The 17,462-nt window shown below is 63.2% G+C and carries 22 protein-coding genes and 1 pseudogene; 14 read left to right on the plus strand and 9 right to left on the minus strand.

What is annotated here, in order from left to right:
- Positions 1 to 24: 24 nt before the first annotated feature.
- The 5 genes from XH91_RS31490 to XH91_RS31510 form a co-directional block, all read right to left on the minus strand.
- A complete protein-coding gene (locus tag XH91_RS31490; protein ID WP_128954208.1) occupies positions 25 to 684 on the minus strand; it encodes a DsbA family protein in 660 nt (219 codons plus the stop codon).
- Between the two features lie 87 nt (positions 685 to 771).
- A complete protein-coding gene (locus tag XH91_RS31495) occupies positions 772 to 1,494 on the minus strand; it encodes an LrgB family protein (RefSeq protein WP_128954209.1) in 723 nt (240 codons plus the stop codon).
- Positions 1,491 to 1,874, minus strand: a complete 384-nt coding sequence (locus XH91_RS31500; RefSeq protein ID WP_128954210.1) for a CidA/LrgA family protein — start codon at positions 1,872 to 1,874, stop codon at positions 1,491 to 1,493. The genes XH91_RS31495 and XH91_RS31500 overlap by 4 nt, the downstream gene beginning before the upstream one ends.
- A 39-nt stretch (positions 1,875 to 1,913) precedes the next feature.
- Complete coding sequence (locus tag XH91_RS31505; RefSeq protein ID WP_128954211.1) at positions 1,914 to 2,390, minus strand: PaaI family thioesterase; 477 nt, start codon at positions 2,388 to 2,390, stop codon at positions 1,914 to 1,916.
- Between the two features lie 3 nt (positions 2,391 to 2,393).
- Positions 2,394 to 2,822 carry an acyl-CoA thioesterase gene (locus tag XH91_RS31510; protein WP_128955054.1) on the minus strand — a complete coding sequence of 143 codons (429 nt, stop codon included), beginning with the start codon at positions 2,820 to 2,822 and terminating at the stop codon, positions 2,394 to 2,396.
- A 105-nt stretch (positions 2,823 to 2,927) separates the two neighbouring features.
- Here XH91_RS31510 and XH91_RS31515 point away from each other — a divergent pair, with 105 nt between their 5' ends.
- Positions 2,928 to 3,476 carry a TetR/AcrR family transcriptional regulator gene (locus XH91_RS31515; RefSeq protein ID WP_128954212.1) on the plus strand — a complete coding sequence of 183 codons (549 nt, stop codon included), beginning with the start codon at positions 2,928 to 2,930 and terminating at the stop codon, positions 3,474 to 3,476.
- A 46-nt stretch (positions 3,477 to 3,522) separates the two neighbouring features.
- Here XH91_RS31515 and XH91_RS31520 read toward each other — a convergent pair whose 3' ends face one another.
- The gene (locus XH91_RS31520) at positions 3,523 to 4,017 is read right to left on the minus strand and encodes a hypothetical protein (protein ID WP_128954213.1); all 495 of its coding nucleotides are present in this window, start codon (positions 4,015 to 4,017) and stop codon (positions 3,523 to 3,525) included.
- Between the two features lie 186 nt (positions 4,018 to 4,203).
- Here XH91_RS31520 and XH91_RS31525 point away from each other — a divergent pair, with 186 nt between their 5' ends.
- On the plus strand, positions 4,204 to 4,485 hold the full coding sequence (locus XH91_RS31525) for a PsiF family protein (RefSeq protein WP_128954214.1): 282 nt from the start codon (positions 4,204 to 4,206) through the stop codon (positions 4,483 to 4,485).
- A 100-nt stretch (positions 4,486 to 4,585) separates the two neighbouring features.
- A complete protein-coding gene (locus tag XH91_RS31530) occupies positions 4,586 to 5,671 on the plus strand; it encodes an AbrB family transcriptional regulator (protein ID WP_128954215.1) in 1,086 nt (361 codons plus the stop codon).
- Here the strand turns inward: XH91_RS31530 and XH91_RS31535 are convergent.
- Positions 5,668 to 6,297, minus strand: a complete 630-nt coding sequence (locus XH91_RS31535; protein ID WP_128954216.1) for a pyridoxamine 5'-phosphate oxidase family protein — start codon at positions 6,295 to 6,297, stop codon at positions 5,668 to 5,670. The two genes, XH91_RS31530 and XH91_RS31535, sit on opposite strands and share 4 nt — an antisense overlap.
- Positions 6,298 to 6,420: 123 nt before the next feature.
- On the opposite strand from XH91_RS31535, the gene XH91_RS31540 reads away from it, so the two are divergent.
- On the plus strand, positions 6,421 to 7,305 hold the full coding sequence (locus tag XH91_RS31540; RefSeq protein ID WP_128954217.1) for a LysR family transcriptional regulator: 885 nt from the start codon (positions 6,421 to 6,423) through the stop codon (positions 7,303 to 7,305).
- Positions 7,306 to 7,307: 2 nt separating this feature from the next.
- Here the strand turns inward: XH91_RS31540 and XH91_RS31545 are convergent, their stop codons facing one another.
- Together XH91_RS31545 and pobA are read right to left on the minus strand one after the other, a co-directional pair.
- Positions 7,308 to 7,727 (minus strand): PaaI family thioesterase, encoded by a 420-nt coding sequence (locus XH91_RS31545; protein WP_128954218.1) that lies wholly within the window; start codon positions 7,725 to 7,727, stop codon positions 7,308 to 7,310.
- 235 nt (positions 7,728 to 7,962) lie between these two features.
- Positions 7,963 to 9,132: a 4-hydroxybenzoate 3-monooxygenase gene (pobA, locus tag XH91_RS31550; RefSeq protein WP_128954219.1), complete on the minus strand. Its 1,170-nt coding sequence runs from the start codon at positions 9,130 to 9,132 to the stop codon at positions 7,963 to 7,965.
- A gap of 251 nt (positions 9,133 to 9,383) precedes the next feature.
- Here pobA and XH91_RS31555 point away from each other — a divergent pair, with 251 nt between their 5' ends.
- The 10 genes and pseudogenes from XH91_RS31555 to XH91_RS31600 all read left to right on the plus strand — a co-directional run bounded on the left by XH91_RS31555 (position 9,384) and on the right by XH91_RS31600 (position 17,449).
- A complete protein-coding gene (locus XH91_RS31555) occupies positions 9,384 to 10,400 on the plus strand; it encodes a TRAP transporter substrate-binding protein (RefSeq protein ID WP_128954220.1) in 1,017 nt (338 codons plus the stop codon).
- A gap of 74 nt (positions 10,401 to 10,474) precedes the next feature.
- Positions 10,475 to 10,984, plus strand: a complete 510-nt coding sequence (locus XH91_RS31560) for a TRAP transporter small permease (RefSeq protein WP_128954221.1) — start codon at positions 10,475 to 10,477, stop codon at positions 10,982 to 10,984.
- A gap of 2 nt (positions 10,985 to 10,986) precedes the next feature.
- The gene (locus XH91_RS31565; RefSeq protein WP_128954222.1) at positions 10,987 to 12,306 is read left to right on the plus strand and encodes a TRAP transporter large permease; all 1,320 of its coding nucleotides are present in this window, start codon (positions 10,987 to 10,989) and stop codon (positions 12,304 to 12,306) included.
- A gap of 12 nt (positions 12,307 to 12,318) precedes the next feature.
- Positions 12,319 to 12,780, plus strand: coding sequence for a DUF3237 domain-containing protein (locus XH91_RS31570; RefSeq protein ID WP_128954223.1), 462 nt, complete (start codon positions 12,319 to 12,321; stop codon positions 12,778 to 12,780).
- Between the two features lie 42 nt (positions 12,781 to 12,822).
- Positions 12,823 to 13,010 (plus strand): annotated as a pseudogene (locus XH91_RS31575) (type II toxin-antitoxin system HicA family toxin).
- Between the two features lie 5 nt (positions 13,011 to 13,015).
- Positions 13,016 to 13,414 (plus strand): type II toxin-antitoxin system HicB family antitoxin, encoded by a 399-nt coding sequence (locus XH91_RS31580; protein ID WP_128954224.1) that lies wholly within the window; start codon positions 13,016 to 13,018, stop codon positions 13,412 to 13,414.
- A 129-nt stretch (positions 13,415 to 13,543) separates the two neighbouring features.
- Positions 13,544 to 14,353: a crotonase/enoyl-CoA hydratase family protein gene (locus XH91_RS31585; protein ID WP_128954225.1), complete on the plus strand. Its 810-nt coding sequence runs from the start codon at positions 13,544 to 13,546 to the stop codon at positions 14,351 to 14,353.
- Positions 14,350 to 16,233: a feruloyl-CoA synthase gene (locus tag XH91_RS31590; RefSeq protein ID WP_128954226.1), complete on the plus strand. Its 1,884-nt coding sequence runs from the start codon at positions 14,350 to 14,352 to the stop codon at positions 16,231 to 16,233. The genes XH91_RS31585 and XH91_RS31590 overlap by 4 nt, the downstream gene beginning before the upstream one ends.
- A 22-nt stretch (positions 16,234 to 16,255) precedes the next feature.
- Positions 16,256 to 17,017: an SDR family NAD(P)-dependent oxidoreductase gene (locus tag XH91_RS31595; RefSeq protein ID WP_128954227.1), complete on the plus strand. Its 762-nt coding sequence runs from the start codon at positions 16,256 to 16,258 to the stop codon at positions 17,015 to 17,017.
- 12 nt (positions 17,018 to 17,029) lie between these two features.
- Positions 17,030 to 17,449 (plus strand): acyl-CoA thioesterase, encoded by a 420-nt coding sequence (locus XH91_RS31600; RefSeq protein WP_128954228.1) that lies wholly within the window; start codon positions 17,030 to 17,032, stop codon positions 17,447 to 17,449.
- Positions 17,450 to 17,462 lie beyond the last annotated feature (13 nt).

A 17,462-nucleotide genomic window follows, 5' to 3' on the forward strand; every position in this document is an offset into this window, starting at 1 on the left:
GCTAGGACCGGCGCATGGCGATATTCAGTTCATCTTGGCCTTGCGGGCGTCGGCGATGACCTGCTCGAACTCATTGATGGTGAGCACGCCTGGAACGCGGTACTTGCCGACGATGAAGGACGGCGTGCCGTTGAAGCCGAAAGCTTCGGCCTGCTCGTTGTTGCGCTTGAGGATCGCGTCGATGTCCTTGGCGTGCGCGCCGAGGTCGCTCTTGAGACGATCCATGTCGACGCCGGCCGAGGCAAGCAGCTCGTTGATGCGCGATTCGGTCAGGCGCGAGCTGACGCCCATCATGGCGTCATGGGCCTTGTGATACTTGTCCTGGTATTTGGCGGCGAGCGCGATACGGGCGGCCGTCACCGAGACCGGCCCGAGGATCGGCCAGTCCTTCAAAACGAGCCTCACCTTGCCATCGTCCTGGATGACCTGGCGCAACTCCGGCTCGAGCTTGCGGCAATAGGGGCAATTGTAGTCGGACCACTCGATGATGCTGATGTTGCCGTCGGGATTGCCGGCAACGGGAACGTCGGGATCACGCAGCACCTTGGCTTCGGTCAGCACCTCGTCACCACCGGTGGCCGCACGCGCCAAAGTCGTCCCGGCCCACGCGAAGGCACCCGCGCCCATCATCGTCAGCGCCGTTCGGCGCGTCGGGATGAGTCTCTTATTCCTATATCCAGCCATATCTCGTCCCGTTTCGGTCCCATCTCCGCAAATACGCGTTGAGACCTCCAGTTGTTACGTCTCATATAGAGTGTCGCGGGGACGATGTCATCGCACCAGCAGCGTGACCATCAGGGGGACCAGGAACGAGGTCACCAGAGCGTTCAGACTCATGGCAATGCCGGAGAAAACGCCGGCGATCTCGTCGACCTGGAACGCGCGGGCTGTCCCGATACCATGTGCGGCGAGCCCGGCAGCAAAACCGCGGGCGCGGAAATCGGTCACGCCGGTGCGATTCATCAGCGGTGTCACGATAATGGCGCCCATGATCCCCGTGAGAATCACCGCAACCGCCGTCAGCGATGGATCCGCGTGCAGGGATTCCGCGATGCCCATGGCAACGCCCGCCGTGACCGATTTCGGTGCTAGCGACAGTACGACATCGCGTGGGAGGCCAGCGAGTTCCGCCAGCAGCACGACCGACACCACGGCCGTCACCGAGCCCGCAACCAGCGCGACCAGCATCGGCACGATGGATGAGACCACGCGCTTGCGGTTCTCGTAGAGCGGCACGGCGAGCGCGACTGTGGCGGGCCCGAGCAGGAAGTGCACGAACTGCGCGCCTGCGAAATAGGTAGTGTAGGAGGTCCCTGTTACCAGCAGGAACGCACCGATGATCCACATCGCGTGCAGCACCGGATTGGCGAACGGATGACGCCGCGTCGCCAGCGACACGGCATCCGTGGTCGCATAGACCAGCAGCGTCACCGTCAGCCACAGCAGCGGTGATTGCGACAGATAGACCCAGAGAGAGAACGAATTGTCCTTCATTGGACGTCCTGTTGTCGCAACAGACGGCTGACCAAGCGGAAGGTCAGGACGGTCACCAGCAAGGTCACGACCACCGAGGCCGAAAGGATCAGAATGATGGCAACGCCATGAGAGGCGAGCAGATCGAGCTTTTGCACGACGCCGACGCCGGCGGGCACGAACAGCAGCGACAGATGCGCCAGCAGCCCCTTGCTCGCGGTCTCCACGCCGTCGTTCCGCAGCGGCCCGCGGGCGAGCAGTGCATACCGGTCGCGGCCGAGCAGCAGGATCAGAAGCAGGAGCAGGCCGAGCACGGGCCCCGGCAGCGGCAGGCCGAGGCTACGGACCACGGCCTCGCCGATTAATTGGCAGAGCAGGAGAAGGCTGAGACTCGCAAGCATGACGCATCAAGGAATGCGCCGCAGGGCTTGTCAATGTTGCTAGAGTCGGGCCGCGCGCGGTTCGAGCGAAGCTCTTGCGCGAGGCAACATCGCCATCAGCGTGCCGGTCATCGCGGCGATCTGCGTGGTCTTGCCCTCATGTTCGGCAAAAGCTCTTGCTTCGCAGAAGGTGAGCGTACGACCGGGCTTGACCACTTCGGCCTTGAAGACGAAGCGTTCGCCGCGGGCGGGTGCGAGCAGCGTGGTCTTGAATTCGACCGTGAGGATATCGGCCTCCGACGGCATCAGGCTGAAGGCGGCGACGCCGCAGGCGTTGTCCAGCCCCGCGGTGATGATGCCGGCATGGACAAAGCCGTTCTGCTGCGTGAAGGCGGCCGAATGCAGCATGGCGAGCTCGACCTCGCCTGGCGCGAGGCGGACGATCACGATGCCGAGCGTACGCATCGCCGGCTGTCTCTCGAACATCGCGATCGCCGCCGCGCGATAGCCGGGGTTCTTCGGCTCGAACGCAGCCATGTCTCAGGCCTCGACCGGTTCGACAAGATATCGCAGCGCGGTCTCGCGGATGGCTTCCGCGAACGGGGCGGATTTGCGCAGGCCGCGGTCCATATGCACGGCCGTGATCTCGCAGAACGCAGCGATCTCGCCGGTCTCGGCGTTGGTCATGTCGTGCCGGAAACGGATCGACTTGTCGCGCAGCTCGAGCAGGTGACTGCGGACCTGGACGATGTCGCCGGCGAGCAGCTCGCGCCTGTAGGTGATGTTCTGCTGCACCGCCGCCATGCCGCGACCGGACGAACGCAGGAAGCTTGGCGTCAGTCCGAGCCGGGCGAACAGATTCCAATTGGCCTCGTCGAATTTGCTGACATACCACATGATGTTCATGTGGCCGACATGATCGCATTGCCAGGGATAGACCGTGCCGCGATAGGTCGCCTCCTGCTCCATCATCAGCCCCCCCGCGCGCGCGTTCTGATTTTGATACGGTAGCGTATCAAGCGCCGATCGCGTTAGCAATACGGCAGCGTATCAAGAACCGGTGAGGCTTCCTTCATGAACGACGGCAAGGGCGACGTCTGGGTCGAGGCAGGGTTCAAGGAGCTTGCCCGCGCAGGTGTCGAGGGTGTCAGGGTCGAGGTGCTCGCCAAGAATCTCGGCGTCACCAAAGGCGGCTTCTACCGCCGCTTCGCGGACCGCGCCGCGCTGCTCGAGGCCATGCTGCTGCACTGGCGCGAGGGCCGCTCGGCCTCGATCGCCCAGCAGACAAGCCTCGATGGCGAAGCGCCCCGCGAGCGGCTGAAGGCGGTGATCCAGCTCTATTCCGAGCGGCTCAATCCTGAAGGCATGGCCATCGAGCTGGCAATCCGGCAATGGGCGCGTTCGGACGAGAGCGCCGCGGCGGCGGTCGCAAGTGTCGATGCGGCGCGGCTCAGTCACGTTGCCGAACTCTATCGCGCGACCGGCCTTGCGGCCGAGGAGGCCGAGGCGCAGGCCTTCCTGTTCTACTGCTTCATCTTTGGCCAGAGCCTGTTGTTCGTCGAGCGCGGCCCGCGCAAGCGGTCTCAGCTCGTGGCGAGATCGGCCGAGAAACTGCTGGACTGAAACAAGAGGCCGGAGCTTGGCTCCGGCCTCCGCGTCATCACGAAGCTCAGGCGGCGCCCTTCAGCTTCTTGTTGCATTCGCTGTAATAGCCGCCGCCCTTTTCGATCCACTTCATGCCACCATTGCCGTTGGTGGTCTTGTTGGCATTGTACTGATCGACGCACGTGTGGAGGCGAGCCTTGCCGGCGGTCTCCTTGGCGTATTTCGGATCGACGGCGTTCGGGAAGATCGCCGGGCCGGCCGGCATGGTCGGCGCCGGAGCAGCAGCCGGGGCGGCTTCCTTCTTCGCCGTCGTGGTCGGCGCAGGCGGAGGTGCCGCCGGTGCAGCTGCGGTCGGCGCAGCAGCAGGCGTCGCATCGGCGCCGCACTGGGCCTTACGGAAGTCATTCCACTTCATGGTACCGAGCGAGCCGTCCTTCTTGGCGGCCTGATATTTCGCGCTGCACTCCTGCGAGGTCAACGCCTGGGCCGGTGCGCTCGCCACCAGCGCGGCAACGCCCGTTACCGCAATTGCACACAACAATTTCGCTTGAATGGTCATCCTTGGTCTCCCTCAGGGAAGCAAAACGAGGATTGCTATCCTAGCGTGCCGGCGACTTCGGACAAGGAAGCGATGGTGGTCGGGGCCAAAATATAGTGGCCGCTCCGTTCGGGTTATTCATGTGGCGTTCAGCAAGGCGGGCCGACGTTCGCGACCCTCCGCAACTCTCGCAAGAAGAGCCACATCATGACCCTCGCCTCCCGTCTTGCCGTCGTCGCGATCGCCTCCCTGTTCGCCACCGGCACCGCCTTCGCGCAAACAGCGGCGCCGGCGGCCAAGACCGATGCTGCCACCACCACCGACAAGAAGGCGCCGAAGGAGCACTCGGCCGAATCGCTGGAATGCTCCAAGCAGGCGGACGCCAAGGGCCTGCATGGCAAGGAGCGCAAGAAATTCCGCTCCGAGTGCATCAAGACCGCGAAGGCCGGCGGCGCTGCTGCGCCTGCGCCCGCCGCCGACAAGAAGTAAATCCGTCACAATCCTTTCCTCGCCTTCGGCGAGAGGCGTACGCATTGCGGCATGACGTGCCTGCAATTGTGCGCCTCTCGCCGATTTGCGATAAGGCGGCGTGAAGCAAATCACCGCCTCCCTTCCGTTCGTATGGCCGAGCCGTGCCAGGGTTTTGAGCACTGCGGAGACGCTTATCATCGGCGCAGCCGGTGGACTGGCGTTCCTTGCCCTGGGCTTGCCGGGCGGGTTGATCTCCGGATCGATGATCGCGGTCGGGATCGCCGCGATTGCGGGACGTCAGCTCTCGGTACCGCCGCTCCTGACCCAGACCGTGCTGGTGCTGCTCGGCATTTCGCTCGGCTCGGTCGTCTCGCGCCACCTGATCCAGCAGGTCAGCGCCTATCCGCTGACCATCGGGCTTCTGGCGCTGGCGACCTTCTGCTCGACCTTCGGCTCCAGCTATTACCTCCAGCGCGTCCATGGCTGGGACCGCACCTCGGCCTTCCTCGCCGGCAGCCCCGGCGCGCTCTCGCAGATCACCATCCTGGCGGTCGAGCGCGGCGCCGATTTGCCTGGTATCGCGGTGGTGCAGACCATGCGCGTGATTATCCTGACCGCGGCGCTGCCGATGGTTCTTGCGATCGCAGGCCTCGCGCCCTCCGCCTCGCCGTCTCTGACGGCAACGATCGCCTCGCCGCTCGATCTTCTGGAACTGGTTGGCGCTTCGCTGGCGGCGTCGCTGGTGCTACGGCTGATCAGGTTTCCGGCAAGCTGGATGTTCGGGGCGATGATCGCCTCCAGCGTGCTGCACGGCGCGGGCTGGGTCGATGGCGGCCTGCCGAACTGGGTACGCGGCGTGTCGCTGGTCGGCATCGGCGCACTGATCGGCAGCCGCTTTTCCCGGATGCGGATCAAGACGCTGGCCGGCCACATCAATGCTGCGCTCGGCTCATTTGCCGTAGCGATCGCCGTCTCAGCCATCTTCGTCGGCATCGTCGCACTCACCACGCAGGTGAAGTTTTCGGACGTCGTTGTTGCCTTCGCGCCCGGCGCGATGGACGCGATGCTGGCACTGGCGCTCACGCTGCACATCGACCCGATCTTCGTCGGCGCCCATCATCTGTCTCGATTTGTGTTCGTGACGATTGCGACGCCCGGCATCGTGCACCTGTTCGGCCGCACGCAGGACGACGTGGACGACTAGCCGCCCTTTGCGGCCGTCTGTCCCTTCAGCGCGGCAATCTGCGCCTCCAGCTCCGCAATCCGTTGATCCCTCGCGGCCAGCGCCGCCGCGACATCCGGGGCGTCGAACTTTTGCGGAATGTGCTGCGGGCAGTTGGTGTCCCAGGCCGCGATCTTGAAGAGAATCACCTGCTCGGGCCGGGCTCGATAGCCCTTCGGCATCAGCGCGTCCGTCAGCGCATCGTCATCCTCGACAACGCGCGCCTCGCCCCAGATCTTCACCCGGCGACGGTGGGCGTAATCCATCACGAAGATATAGGCCTTTGGGTTCTCGGACAGATTGCCCTGGGTCAGATATTGCTGGTTGCCGGCATAATCGGCGAAGGCCAGCGTCTGCTTGTCCAGCACCTTCAAAAACCCCTTCGGACCGCCGCGATGCTGGATATAGGGCTGGCCGTCGGCCGAGGCGGTGGCAAGGTAGAAGCTGTTGGCTTCAGCGAGGAAAGCCTCGAGGTTCTCGTCGACCTCGGTGCGCCAGCCGCGCTGCTCGACGCGGCCATAGGCCTCGCGCGAGCCCTTGCGCGCCTGGATCGCCTTCACCGCGGGGGTGAAAGCAACGTCGCTTGCATAGGTATGAACTGCAGTCATCGGAATATCTCCTGAAAATTCCGGCGCATCTCTGCGTATCTCCTGGCGTAAAATGGACCTTCCAGCGTTCAGAACAATCAGACGGCTTGACACTTCATAATTGCAATATATGCAATAATGCTCATGGACCGCCTTGATGCCATGCGCGTCTTCGTCACCGTCGCCGATATGCACGGCTTTGCGCCGGCGGCACGTAAGCTGCGGCTGTCGCCTTCGGCGGTAACGCGACTGATCGCAGCGCTGGAGGACCATCTCGGCGCGCGGCTGCTGCAGCGGACCACGCGGCAGGTGAGGCTGACCGACGTCGGCACACGCTATCTGGAACGTGCCCGTCGGATCCTTGCCGATGTCGAGGAGGCAGACGGCTCGGCCCGGGAGGAGCGCAACCGGCCGAGCGGGCGGCTCGTGGTATCGGCGCCGGTCGGTTTCGGCCGGCTGCATGTCGGCCCCGTGATGACCGACTATCTCAAGCGCTATCCCGAGGTGGCGGCCGAGCTCAGGCTGTCGGACAACCTCGTCAACCTCGTGGAAGACGCCGTCGATGCCGCGGTGCGGATTGGTCATCTCGCCGATTCCTCGCTGGTCGCGCGCCAGGTCGGCGAGATGCGGCGGGTCACGGTAGCAACGCCGGGCTATCTCAAGCGCCACGGCGAGCCGAAGACGCCGGAGGCGCTGGCCGGCCACCAGACCATTCTGTTCGGTCCAGCAACGGCGTGGCGCTTCGCGCAAGACGGCCGCGACATCGAGGTGACGCCGACCCCGCGTTTCACCAGCAACAGCGCCGACGCCGCCCTGCAATATGCCGAAGCCGGGGGCGGCATCACGCGGGTGCTGGCCTACCAGGCAGCCGAGGGCCTCAAGCGTGGGCGGCTGAAGATCCTCTTGGCGAAATACGAGCAGCCGGCGCTCCCCATCCACATCGTCTACCCGACCTCGCGCCTGCTCTCGGCCAAGGTGCGCGCCTTCATCGATCTCGTGGTGGAGAAGACCCAGTGGAAATTTGGCTAGGCTCAGCCGTTCTTTGGCACCACGCGGAACGTCCCGCTCGCCCGCGCGATCGCAGCGCCGTCGGCCTTGATCAGGCTCTGGGCAAAGCAGATCGTCTTGCCTGACTTGATCACGTCGCTCTCGATCGAACACCATTGGCCGACCTCGGCGGAGCCGACGAAATCGATCGAGAGCGAGACCGTCACGAACGAGGTGGTCCAGCCTGTCGCCTGTGCGCAGCTATAGCCCATCGCGTTGTCGGCGAGCGCTGTGATCAGGCCGCCGTGGATCAAGCCACGGCCGTTGGTGTGCGGCCTTGCCAGATGGAGGCCAATGACGACGGAGCGGTCGGTCTTCTTTGCGTAGAGCGGCTCCCAGGGTTGGGTGAGCGGGCTCTTGCGGGAGAGCGGCTCGAAGCCTTCGGGAATGGCGATGCTGGTCATGTGCGTCTCACGTTGCCGATTGCCAGCATTGAACGCGATGGACGTGACGGACGCATCAATTACAAAGTTTTAAACGGAGTTTGCGCGCGTGTTTGAAACCGACGGCGCCGCCGCCTCGGCACCACTGTCATCGCCCGCGAAAGCGAGTGATCCAGTATTCCAGAGGCGGCGCGGCCAGAATCGAGAAGCCGCAGCCTACTGGATGCCCCGCTTTCGCGAGGCATGACAGCGAGGGTCAGAACGGCAGTCCCACATAGTTCTCCGACAGTGACGTCATGGCGGCCTGCGACTGCGTGACATAGTCGAGCTCGGCGAGCTGGATGCGCGCGCCGATGCTGCCATTGTCGGGGAATTTGTGCAGCATCGAGGTCATCCACCAGGAAAACCGCACCGCCTTCCAGACGCGCGCAAGCGCCCTGGCGGAATAGGCATCGATGCCGGCGCTCGATTTCTCGTCGTAGAACTCACGGAGCGCACCTGACAGGTAATGCGCATCGCTGGCGGCGAGATTCAGCCCCTTGGCCCCGGTCGGCGGCACGATGTGGGCGGCATCGCCGCACAGGAACATTTTGCCGAAGCGCATCGGCTCGGCGACGAAGCTGCGCAAGGGCGCGATGCTTTTCTCGATCGAGGGGCCCGTGACGAGGCTGTCGGCCGCCTCCTGGTCGAGCCGGCGCTTCAACTCGTCCCAGAAACGATCGTCCGGCCACTGATCGACATGGTCGTCGAGCGAGCACTGCACGTAATGCCGGCTGCGCTTCATCGAGCGCATGGTGCAGAGCGCAAAGCCGCGGGCATGGTTGGAATAGATCAGTTCGTGGCTGACCGGCGGCGTCTCGGACAAGATGCCAAGCCAGCCGAATGGATAGACCCGCTCGAACTCCTCGACCGCCGTATCAGGCACGCTGGCGCGGCTGACGCCGTGAAAGCCGTCGCAACCGGCAATGAAATCGCAATCGAGCGTGTGGGTGACACCATCCTTGAGCCAGGTTACACGCGGGTGACTGCCGTCGAAATCATGGGGCTGCACGTCCTTGGCCTCATAAACGGTGGTGAGACCGGCGGCCTTGCGCGCATCCATGAGGTCGAGCGTGACCTCGGTCTGGCCATAGATCATCACCGTCTTGCCGGTGGCGGCCTTCATGTCGATGCGGTGACGACGGCCGGCAAAGGCGAGTTCGATGCCTTCATGCAACAGGCCTTCGGCATGTGCTCGTGCGCCGGCGCCGACCTGATCCAGCAGTGCAACAGTCCCTTCCTCGAGAAGGCCCGCGCGGATGCGACCGAGCACGTAATCCGGGCTCTGCCGCTCGAGAATGAAATTGTCGATGCCGTATTGGTGCAGAAGTTGCCCAAGCAGCAAGCCCGCCGGCCCGGCCCCGATGATTGCGACTTTTGTCCGCAATACTTGCTCCTCCCGATCCTGTAGGCTTTCGCCGCGGCTCGCTTGTCGCGTTGATCCGCGCAGGATAATTATAACATATAACGGTTGGGCAAAAGGGGAGGCTGGTCGCCCGGGCAGCGGCAAATCCATGCGACATCGCTGACTTAGATGACGCAGCAGATCCGGCTTGAACGCGCCGGCCAATTAGATAACATGTTAACTAACGAGACCGGGCCATCGAAGCCCGCCGTCACAAAGAGGGAGAGAACGAGATGAGGAAGGCCTGTCTGGCTTTGCTGCTGGCAGCAAGCGTGAGCCCTGCGTTCGCGCAGGACAAAACTGTTGACCTGAAAGTCTCGCACTGGGTGCCGGCGTCGCATCCCCTGCAAAAGTCGCTCGAAGACTGGGTTGCAGCAGTGAACAAGGATTCCGGCGGCACCATCACCGGCAAGGTGTTTCCCGCCCAGCAGCTCGGCAAGGCGTTCGACCATTACGACATGGCGCGCGACGGCATTGCCGACGTCACTTACGTCAACCCCGGCTACCAGCCCGGCCGCTTCCCGATCATCGGTGCCGGCGAATTGCCGTTCCTGATCTCGGATGCAAAGGGTGGCTCGGAAGGTCTGGACGCCTGGTACCGCAAATATGCCGAGAAGGAGATGAAGGACGTCAAGTACTGCCTCGCCTTCGTCCACTCGCCTTCGTCCTTCCACTCCCGCACCAAGAAGATCGTGATGCCGGAGGACGTGAAGGGCATGAAGATCCGCCCCGCGCACGCCACCATGGCGAATTTCGTGACCTCGCTCGGCGGCACCAACGTGCAGTCGTCCGCGCCTGAGGTGCGCGACATCATCGAGCGCGGCGTCGCCGACGCGGTGACCTTCCCCTGGGGTTCGCTGGTGCTGTTCGGCATCGACAAGGTAACCAAGTACGACATGGACGCGCCGCTCTACACCACGACCTTCGTGTTCGTGATCAACAAGGACAAATACAATGCGATGTCCGACAAGCAGAAGGCCGCGATCGACAAGAACTGCTCGACCGAGATGGCCGGCGTGGTCGGCGAGTATTGGGGCAAGTTCGAGGACGGCGGCATCGACAAAGTGAAGGCGGAGTCGGATCACGAGGTCTACAAGCTGACTCCGGACCAGACCGCCGCCTGGAAGAAGGCCGCCGAGCCGCTGGTCAAGACCTGGGGTGAGGGCGCCAAGAAGGCCGGCATCGATCCCGACGCGGCGCTTAGCGAGCTGAAGGCGTCGCTGAAGAAGTACAACGCGCTGGCGGAATAGTTTCCGTCGAAACAGAGGCGGCGGCGGGAATCGTTCCGCCGCCGTTTTCCTGCAAACTTGAGGACCCTTCACCCATGAAGCGCTCATGGATGGACCGCGTGATCGATTCGATCGAATGGATCGCCGCCGCGTTCGTCGGCATCGTCGCGCTCGACATCTTTCTGTCGGTGCTGCTGCGCAACACGCTGAACTATTCGATCCCCGACTCCTTCGACATCGGTCGCATGCTGCTCGGCATCCTGATCTTCTGGGGTATCGCGGCGACCTCCTATCGCGGCACCCACATCACTGTGGACCTCGTCTGGGGCAATGTCGGACCGCGCTACCAACGCTGGATCGACGTGTTCGCGACGCTGGTACTGTTGTTCGTCGTCACGGTGCAGACCTGGACGCTGTTCGACAAGGTGCGCGGCACCTACAACGACAATGTCGAGACCTTCGACATGCACATGCCGACCTGGCCGTTCTTCGCAATCGCCTGGATCGGCGACGTCTCGGCCGTTCTGCTGATCGCGATCCGCACCTACCGACTGATCTTCCATCCTGAAGAGATGCACGACCCCAAGTTGAAGGCGACCGAATAATCATGAGCACCGATGCCGTCGCCGTAATCGGCTTCATCTCCCTTTTCGCCTTGATGCTGCTGCGCGTGCCCGTCGGCATGGCCATGGGTCTCGTCGGCGTGTCCGGCTTCTCCTATCTGGTCGGCGCAACGCCGGCGCTGAAACTGGTCGGCCAGACCTCGATGCGCACGGTCACCGACTACACGTTCGGCGTCATCCCGATGTTCCTGCTGATGGGCTCCTTCGTCAGCAACTCCGGCATGAGCCGCGAGCTGTTCCGCGCCGCCAACGGTTTTGTCGGACACCTACGCGGCGGGCTCGGCATCGCGACCGTCGGCGCCTGCGGCGGCTTTGCCGCGATCTGCGGCTCCTCGGTGGCGACCGCCGCGACCTTCTCCGCCGTTGCCTATCCGGAGATGCGCCGCTTCGGCTATCCGCAATCGTTTGCCACGGGCGTGATCGCAGCCGGCGGCACCCTTGGCGCGATGCTGCCGCCCTCCACCGTGCTCGCCGTCTACGGCATCATCACCGAGCAGGACATCGGCAAGCTCTTCATCGCCGGCATCATCCCCGGCCTGCTGGCGATGACCATGTACATGATCACGATCTTCCTGATCGGCTATTTCCGCCCCGACTTCCTGCCCAAGGGCAAGGTGCTGCCCTGGCGCGAGCGTTTCGCCGGGCTGAAAGACATCTGGGCGCCGGTGCTGCTGTTCGTGTTCGTGATCGGTGGCCTCTACGGCCTGCCGTTCCTGCCGCGTTTCACCCCAACCGAGGCCGGCGGCGTTGGCGCGACCGGCGCGTTCATCATCGGCGTGGTCACGGGACGGCTCGATCGGGAGAAGATCCTGGCTTCGCTGCTCCAGGCGACGCGCACCGCGGCCGCAGTGTTCACCGTGCTGATCGGCGCACTGATTTTCGGTTATTTCCTGACGGTGACGCAGACACCCCAGAAGGTGACCGAATTCCTCACCGGTCTCGGCCTTGGCCCTTACGGCGTGCTGGCGCTGATCATGATGATGTATCTCGTGCTCGGCTGCCTGATGGACGCCATGGCGATGATCATCCTGACCGTGCCGATCATCTTCCCCGTGGTCACGCATCTCGGCTTCGATCCGATCTGGTTCGGCGTCATCATCGTGATGACCGTCGAGCTCGGCCTGATCCATCCGCCTGTGGGCATGAACGTCTTTGTCATCAAGAGCGTGGTGAAGGACGTCTCCTTCTCCACGATCTTCAAGGGCGTGATTCCGTTTGTAGCGACGGATCTCGTGCGCCTGGTGATCCTGATCGCCTTCCCGCTGCTGGCGACTTGGCTGCCGACGCGAATGATGGCGCACTAGCGAGGCGAAGCGATGACCACACCGACGCTCGAGACCAAATACGTCTTCACAATCACGGCGAAGATTAGCGACGTCGTCACCGTCGGCGAGACCGGCATCGGCGTCCGCCGCATCATCCCGATCATCGGCGGCGAGGTGAAGGGCGCGATATCAGGCAAGGTGCTCCCCTTTGGCGCCGACTTCCAGACCATCCGGCCCAACGAGCTGATCGATCTCGAAGCCAAATACGCGTTCGAGACCGACGACGGCGCAATCGTCTATGTCGAGAACAAGGGCATGCGCTTCGGCCCGGTCGAGCTCTTGCAAAAGCTCAAGCGTGGCGAGCCGGTTGATCCAAAGCTGATCTATTTCCGCACCGTGCCAAGATTCGAGACGGGGGACGAAAAGTATCGTTGGCTGATGGAGCACGTCTTTGTCGGCTCAGCGGCACGCCATGCTGATCGCGTGGTGATCGACGTTCATCAGGTGGTGTAACAACGTATCGACAAAATCTCTCGATGTGTATAAATACACACCATGAATTGCCGGGAGATTATCTCGGCCCTTCAAAGGGATGGCTGGGTCCAAGTGGCTCAAAAGGGGAGCCACGTGCAATTCAAGCACCGGTCGAAACCGGGCCGCGTGACCGTCCCTCATCCGAAGCGAGATATGCCGTTTGGAACTCTGAGAGCATCGAAAAGCAATCCGGCCTGAAGCTGAGGTAAGCGCCGTGCGTCATTATATCGGTTTGATCCACAAGGATACCGACAGCGATTTCGGAGTATCTTTTCCCGACCTGCCTGGAGTCGTGACCGCGGGAACCACGCTCGACGAAGCGCGCGATATGGCCGAGGAAGCACTGGCACTTCACCTGGAAGGCATGGCTGAAGACGGGGAAGCGATTCCCGAGCCATCATCGCTTGAAGCGATCATGTCGGACCCTGAGAACCGATCAGGCGTGGCCATTCTGGTTTCGGTCAAGAGCGACCAGCCAAAAATCGTGCGCGTCAATGTCACCCTGCCCGGTGACATCCTCGAGCAGATCGACAAATACGCCGAGACGCATGGGTACACCCGTTCCGGCCTGCTCGCTCAGGCTGCCAAGAAGATGATCGCGGAAATGGCCTAAGCCCTTCTCGCACACCATACTGGCCCATCTCGCGCGTCAGCGCCGCCTTTGCACATGCCATTGCGAGGCGCAGCATATTGACTCCTCCCAAATTCGTTATACAACATAACTATTCTGACAAGGACGCAAATGACACAGGGAAACGCCGAGACCGCTGGCGCGGGCGCCTCCGGGCTGCTTCAGATTGAGAGGGTGAACCGGGTTCTGACCGTGGGTCTGAACCGGCCGGCCAAACGCAATGCGCTCAATGACGGCATCATCCTCGAAATCGGCGAATGCTTTGCGTCCCTGCCCGAGGATATCGGTGCGGTGGTCATTCACGGCCTCGGCGACCATTTCTCCAGCGGGCTCGACCTCTCCGAGCTTCAGGACCACGACGCCACAGGCGGCCTTCTCCATTCCCAAATGTGGCACCGGGTGTTCGATCGCATCCAGTATAGCCGCGTCCCCGTCATCGCTGCGCTCAGGGGCGCCGTGATCGGCGGCGGGCTGGAGCTTGCCTGCGCGGCGCATATCCGTGTCGCCGAACCCTCGACCTATTTTGCCCTGCCCGAGGGGCAGCGCGGCATCTTCGTCGGCGGCGGCGGCTCGGTGCGGCTGCCGCGACTGATCGGCGTCGCCAGGATGATGGACATGATGCTGACCGGGCGCGTCTATAGCGCGACCGAGGGCGCATCCTACGGCTTTGCGCAATATGTCACCGAGGCCGGCAACGGGCTTCCCAAGGCGCTGGAGCTTGCGACCAAGATCGCGTCCAACGCACCGCTGACGAATTTCGCCGTGCTACAGGCACTGCCGATGATCGCGGAAGCCAATCCGCAGACGGGCCTCTTGATGGAATCGTTGATGGCCACCGTTGCGCAGAGCGACAAGGAAGCAAAGCGCAGGATTCGCGAATTCCTCGAGCACAAGACCGCCAAGGTGAAGCCGAAATCATGAGCGTGCAGCCGTCCTCTTCCAGCACAGAGCGCGGCGCGAGCCATTCTCCGCTGCGGCCCATTTCGTTCGGCGATCCCGTCGTCAATATCGAACGGCGCGACGACGGCACGATCTATCTGCGGCCGAAGCAACCGTTGGGCAACTATCCCGTCCGCATCACCGATCGTCTGCATCACTGGGCGACGACGACGCCGGATCGCATCTTCATGGCGGAGCGCGAAGGCGGCCGCGGCTGGCGCAAGATCACCTATGCCGAGCTACTCACCGCGAGCCGGCATATCGCCTCAGGCCTGGTCCAGCGCGGCCTGTCGGCGGAGCGGCCGGTCGTCATCCTCTCCGGCAATTCGATCGACCATGCGTTGCTGGCCTTCGGCGCCTTCTATGCCGGCATTCCATTCTGCCCTGTATCACCGGCCTATTCGCTGGTGTCGAAGGATTACGGCAAGCTCGCATATTTGATGAAGCTGCTGACGCCGGGCCTCGTTTTCGCCGAGGATGCCGAAAAATTCGCGGATGCGCTCGCCGCCAATGTCTCGCTCGGCACCGAGATCGCAGCGTCCTACGGCCATGTGCCGGGCCGCGACGTCACCCTGCTCGCCGATCTCGTGGCAACGCCCGTTCGCAGCGACCTCGATGCGCTGCATGAGAAGATCGGCCCCGACACGATCGCTAAATTCCTGCTGACGTCGGGCTCGACAGGCAATCCCAAGGCCGTGATCAACACCCAGCGCATGATCTGCGCCAATCAGGTGATGCTGCGCGAGACGCTTGCCTTCCTCAAGGACGAGCCGCCTGTCATCATCGACTGGTTGCCCTGGAATCACACCTTTGGCGGCAACCACAATATCGGGCTGACGCTCTACAATGGCGGCTCGATGTATCTCGATGCCGGCAAGCCGATACCCGGCGGCATCGAGGAGACCGTGCGCAATCTCCAGGAGATTTCACCGACGGTCTATTTCAACGTGCCCAAGGGCTATGAGTCGCTGCTGCCTTATCTGCGCGACGACCAGGGCCTGCGGGCAAAATTCTTCGACCGGCTACATGCGATGTTCTTCTCCGGCGCTGCGCTGTCGCCGTTCGTGTGGAACAGCCTCGACGAGCTTGCGGTGAAGGAAAAAGGCTACCGTGTGCCGATGCTCACCGGCCTCGGCGCGACCGAGACCGCGCCATTCTTCATGTCAGTCAATCCGCGCACCAGCCGCTCCGGCCATGTGGGCCTTCCCGTTTCGGGCAACGAGGCCAAGCTGGTGCCGAACAACGGCAAGCTCGAAGTCCGCGCCAAAGGGCCGAACGTGATGCCCGGCTATTGGCGCCAGCCCGACATCAGCGCAAAGTCCTTCGATGAAGAGGGCTTTTACAAGATGGGCGACGCGCTCAAGCCCGCCGACGCTGACGATCTCAACGCCGGCTTCGATTTCGACGGTCGTGTCAGCGAGGACTTCAAGCTCGCGAGCGGCACCTGGGTCAGCGTCGGGCCTTTGCGGGCGCGCCTCACCGCGGCCTGTGCGCCGCTGGTGCGCGATGTCGTCATCGCCGGCATCAACCGCGACGAGGTGTCCGCACTCGTCGTCCTCGATCTCGACGGTTGCCGCCTGGTCAACCCGACGCTGCCATCAGACAATCTCACCGTCACCGCGCGCGACCGCCTGGTGCGGGAGGCTTTTCGCGAGCGACTGACGCGCTTCCTCAGCCAGGCCACCGGCTCCTCGACGCGTGTCACGCGCGCGATCCTGATGGACGCACCGCTCTCGATCGACAAGGGCGAGGTTACCGACAAGGGCTCGATCAACCAGCGCGCCGTGCTCGAGCATCGCGGCGCCCTGATCGAGGAGCTCTACGCTGCCAATCCGTCTGACCGTGTGATATCGGTCGGCTAAGAATTTATCGAAGGAGAACGCCATGTTGTTGAAGGATCAGGCAGCCATCGTCACGGGCGGCGCATCGGGACTGGGCGCTGCCACCGCACGAAAGCTGGCGGCGCAGGGTGCCAAGGTCGCGGTCTGCGATCTCAATGCCAAGCTCGCGGAGACCGTTGCCGCCGAGATCAAGGGCGTTGCCGTCACCTGCGACGTCTCCGACGCGGCCTCCGCAGAGGCTGCGATCGCGCAGGCGACCAAGGCCCACGGCCCGGCCCGCGTGCTGGTCAATTGCGCCGGCATTGGCGTGGCAAAACGCGTGGTCGGCCGCGACGGCCCGATGGCGCTCGCCGATTTCGACAAGGTGATCAAGGTCAACCTGATCGGCACTTTCAATATGTTGCGCCTCGCGGCGACCGACATGTCCAAGCTCGAGCCGCAGCCGTCGGGCGAGCGCGGCGTCATCATCAACACGGCCTCGGTCGCCGCCTATGACGGCCAGATCGGCCAGTCGGCCTACTCGGCCTCGAAGGGCGGCATTGTCGGCATGACCTTGCCGATCGCGCGCGAACTCGCCCAGTTCGGCGTTCGCGTGCTGACCATCGCGCCCGGCCTGTTCCTGACGCCCCTGCTCGCCAATCTGCCGCAGGAAGCGCAGGACTCGCTCGCCGCCGCCATCCCGTTCCCGCGCCGCCTCGGCAACGCCGACGAGTTCGCCGCGCTCGCGCTGCACATGGTCGAGAACTCCTATCTCAACGGCGAAGTCGTGCGCCTCGACGGCTCACTGCGCATGGCGCCGAAATAAGGCGCTCAACGCATGTTCGTGAACCGGCGCGACGTCCAGATCCAGTGGGGTGACTGCGACCCCGCCAACATCGTCTATTATCCGCGTTATTTCGCGATGTTCGACGATTCGACGTCGACGCTGTTCGAGGTCGCCGGCTTCTCCAAGCAGGACTTGGTCCGCAAATACGGCCTCGTGGGTATTCCCATGGTCGACACGCGGTCCAAGTTCTACATCCCCTCGACCTATGGCGACTGGATCACCATCGAAACGCGGATCGAGAGCATCAAGCGCTCGAGCTTCGAGGTGAAGCACAACGTCTACAAGGGCGAGGCGCTCGCCATCGAAGGTTTTGAGACACGCGTCCTGGTCGGCCGCGACCCCGTTAACCCCGACAGACTGAAATCGGCACCATTCCCTCCGGAAATGGTAGCCAAATTCACAGGGAGCTAGTCCGGAGCTAATC

Source organism: Bradyrhizobium guangzhouense (assembly GCF_004114955.1).
Classification (GTDB): domain Bacteria; phylum Pseudomonadota; class Alphaproteobacteria; order Rhizobiales; family Xanthobacteraceae; genus Bradyrhizobium; species Bradyrhizobium guangzhouense.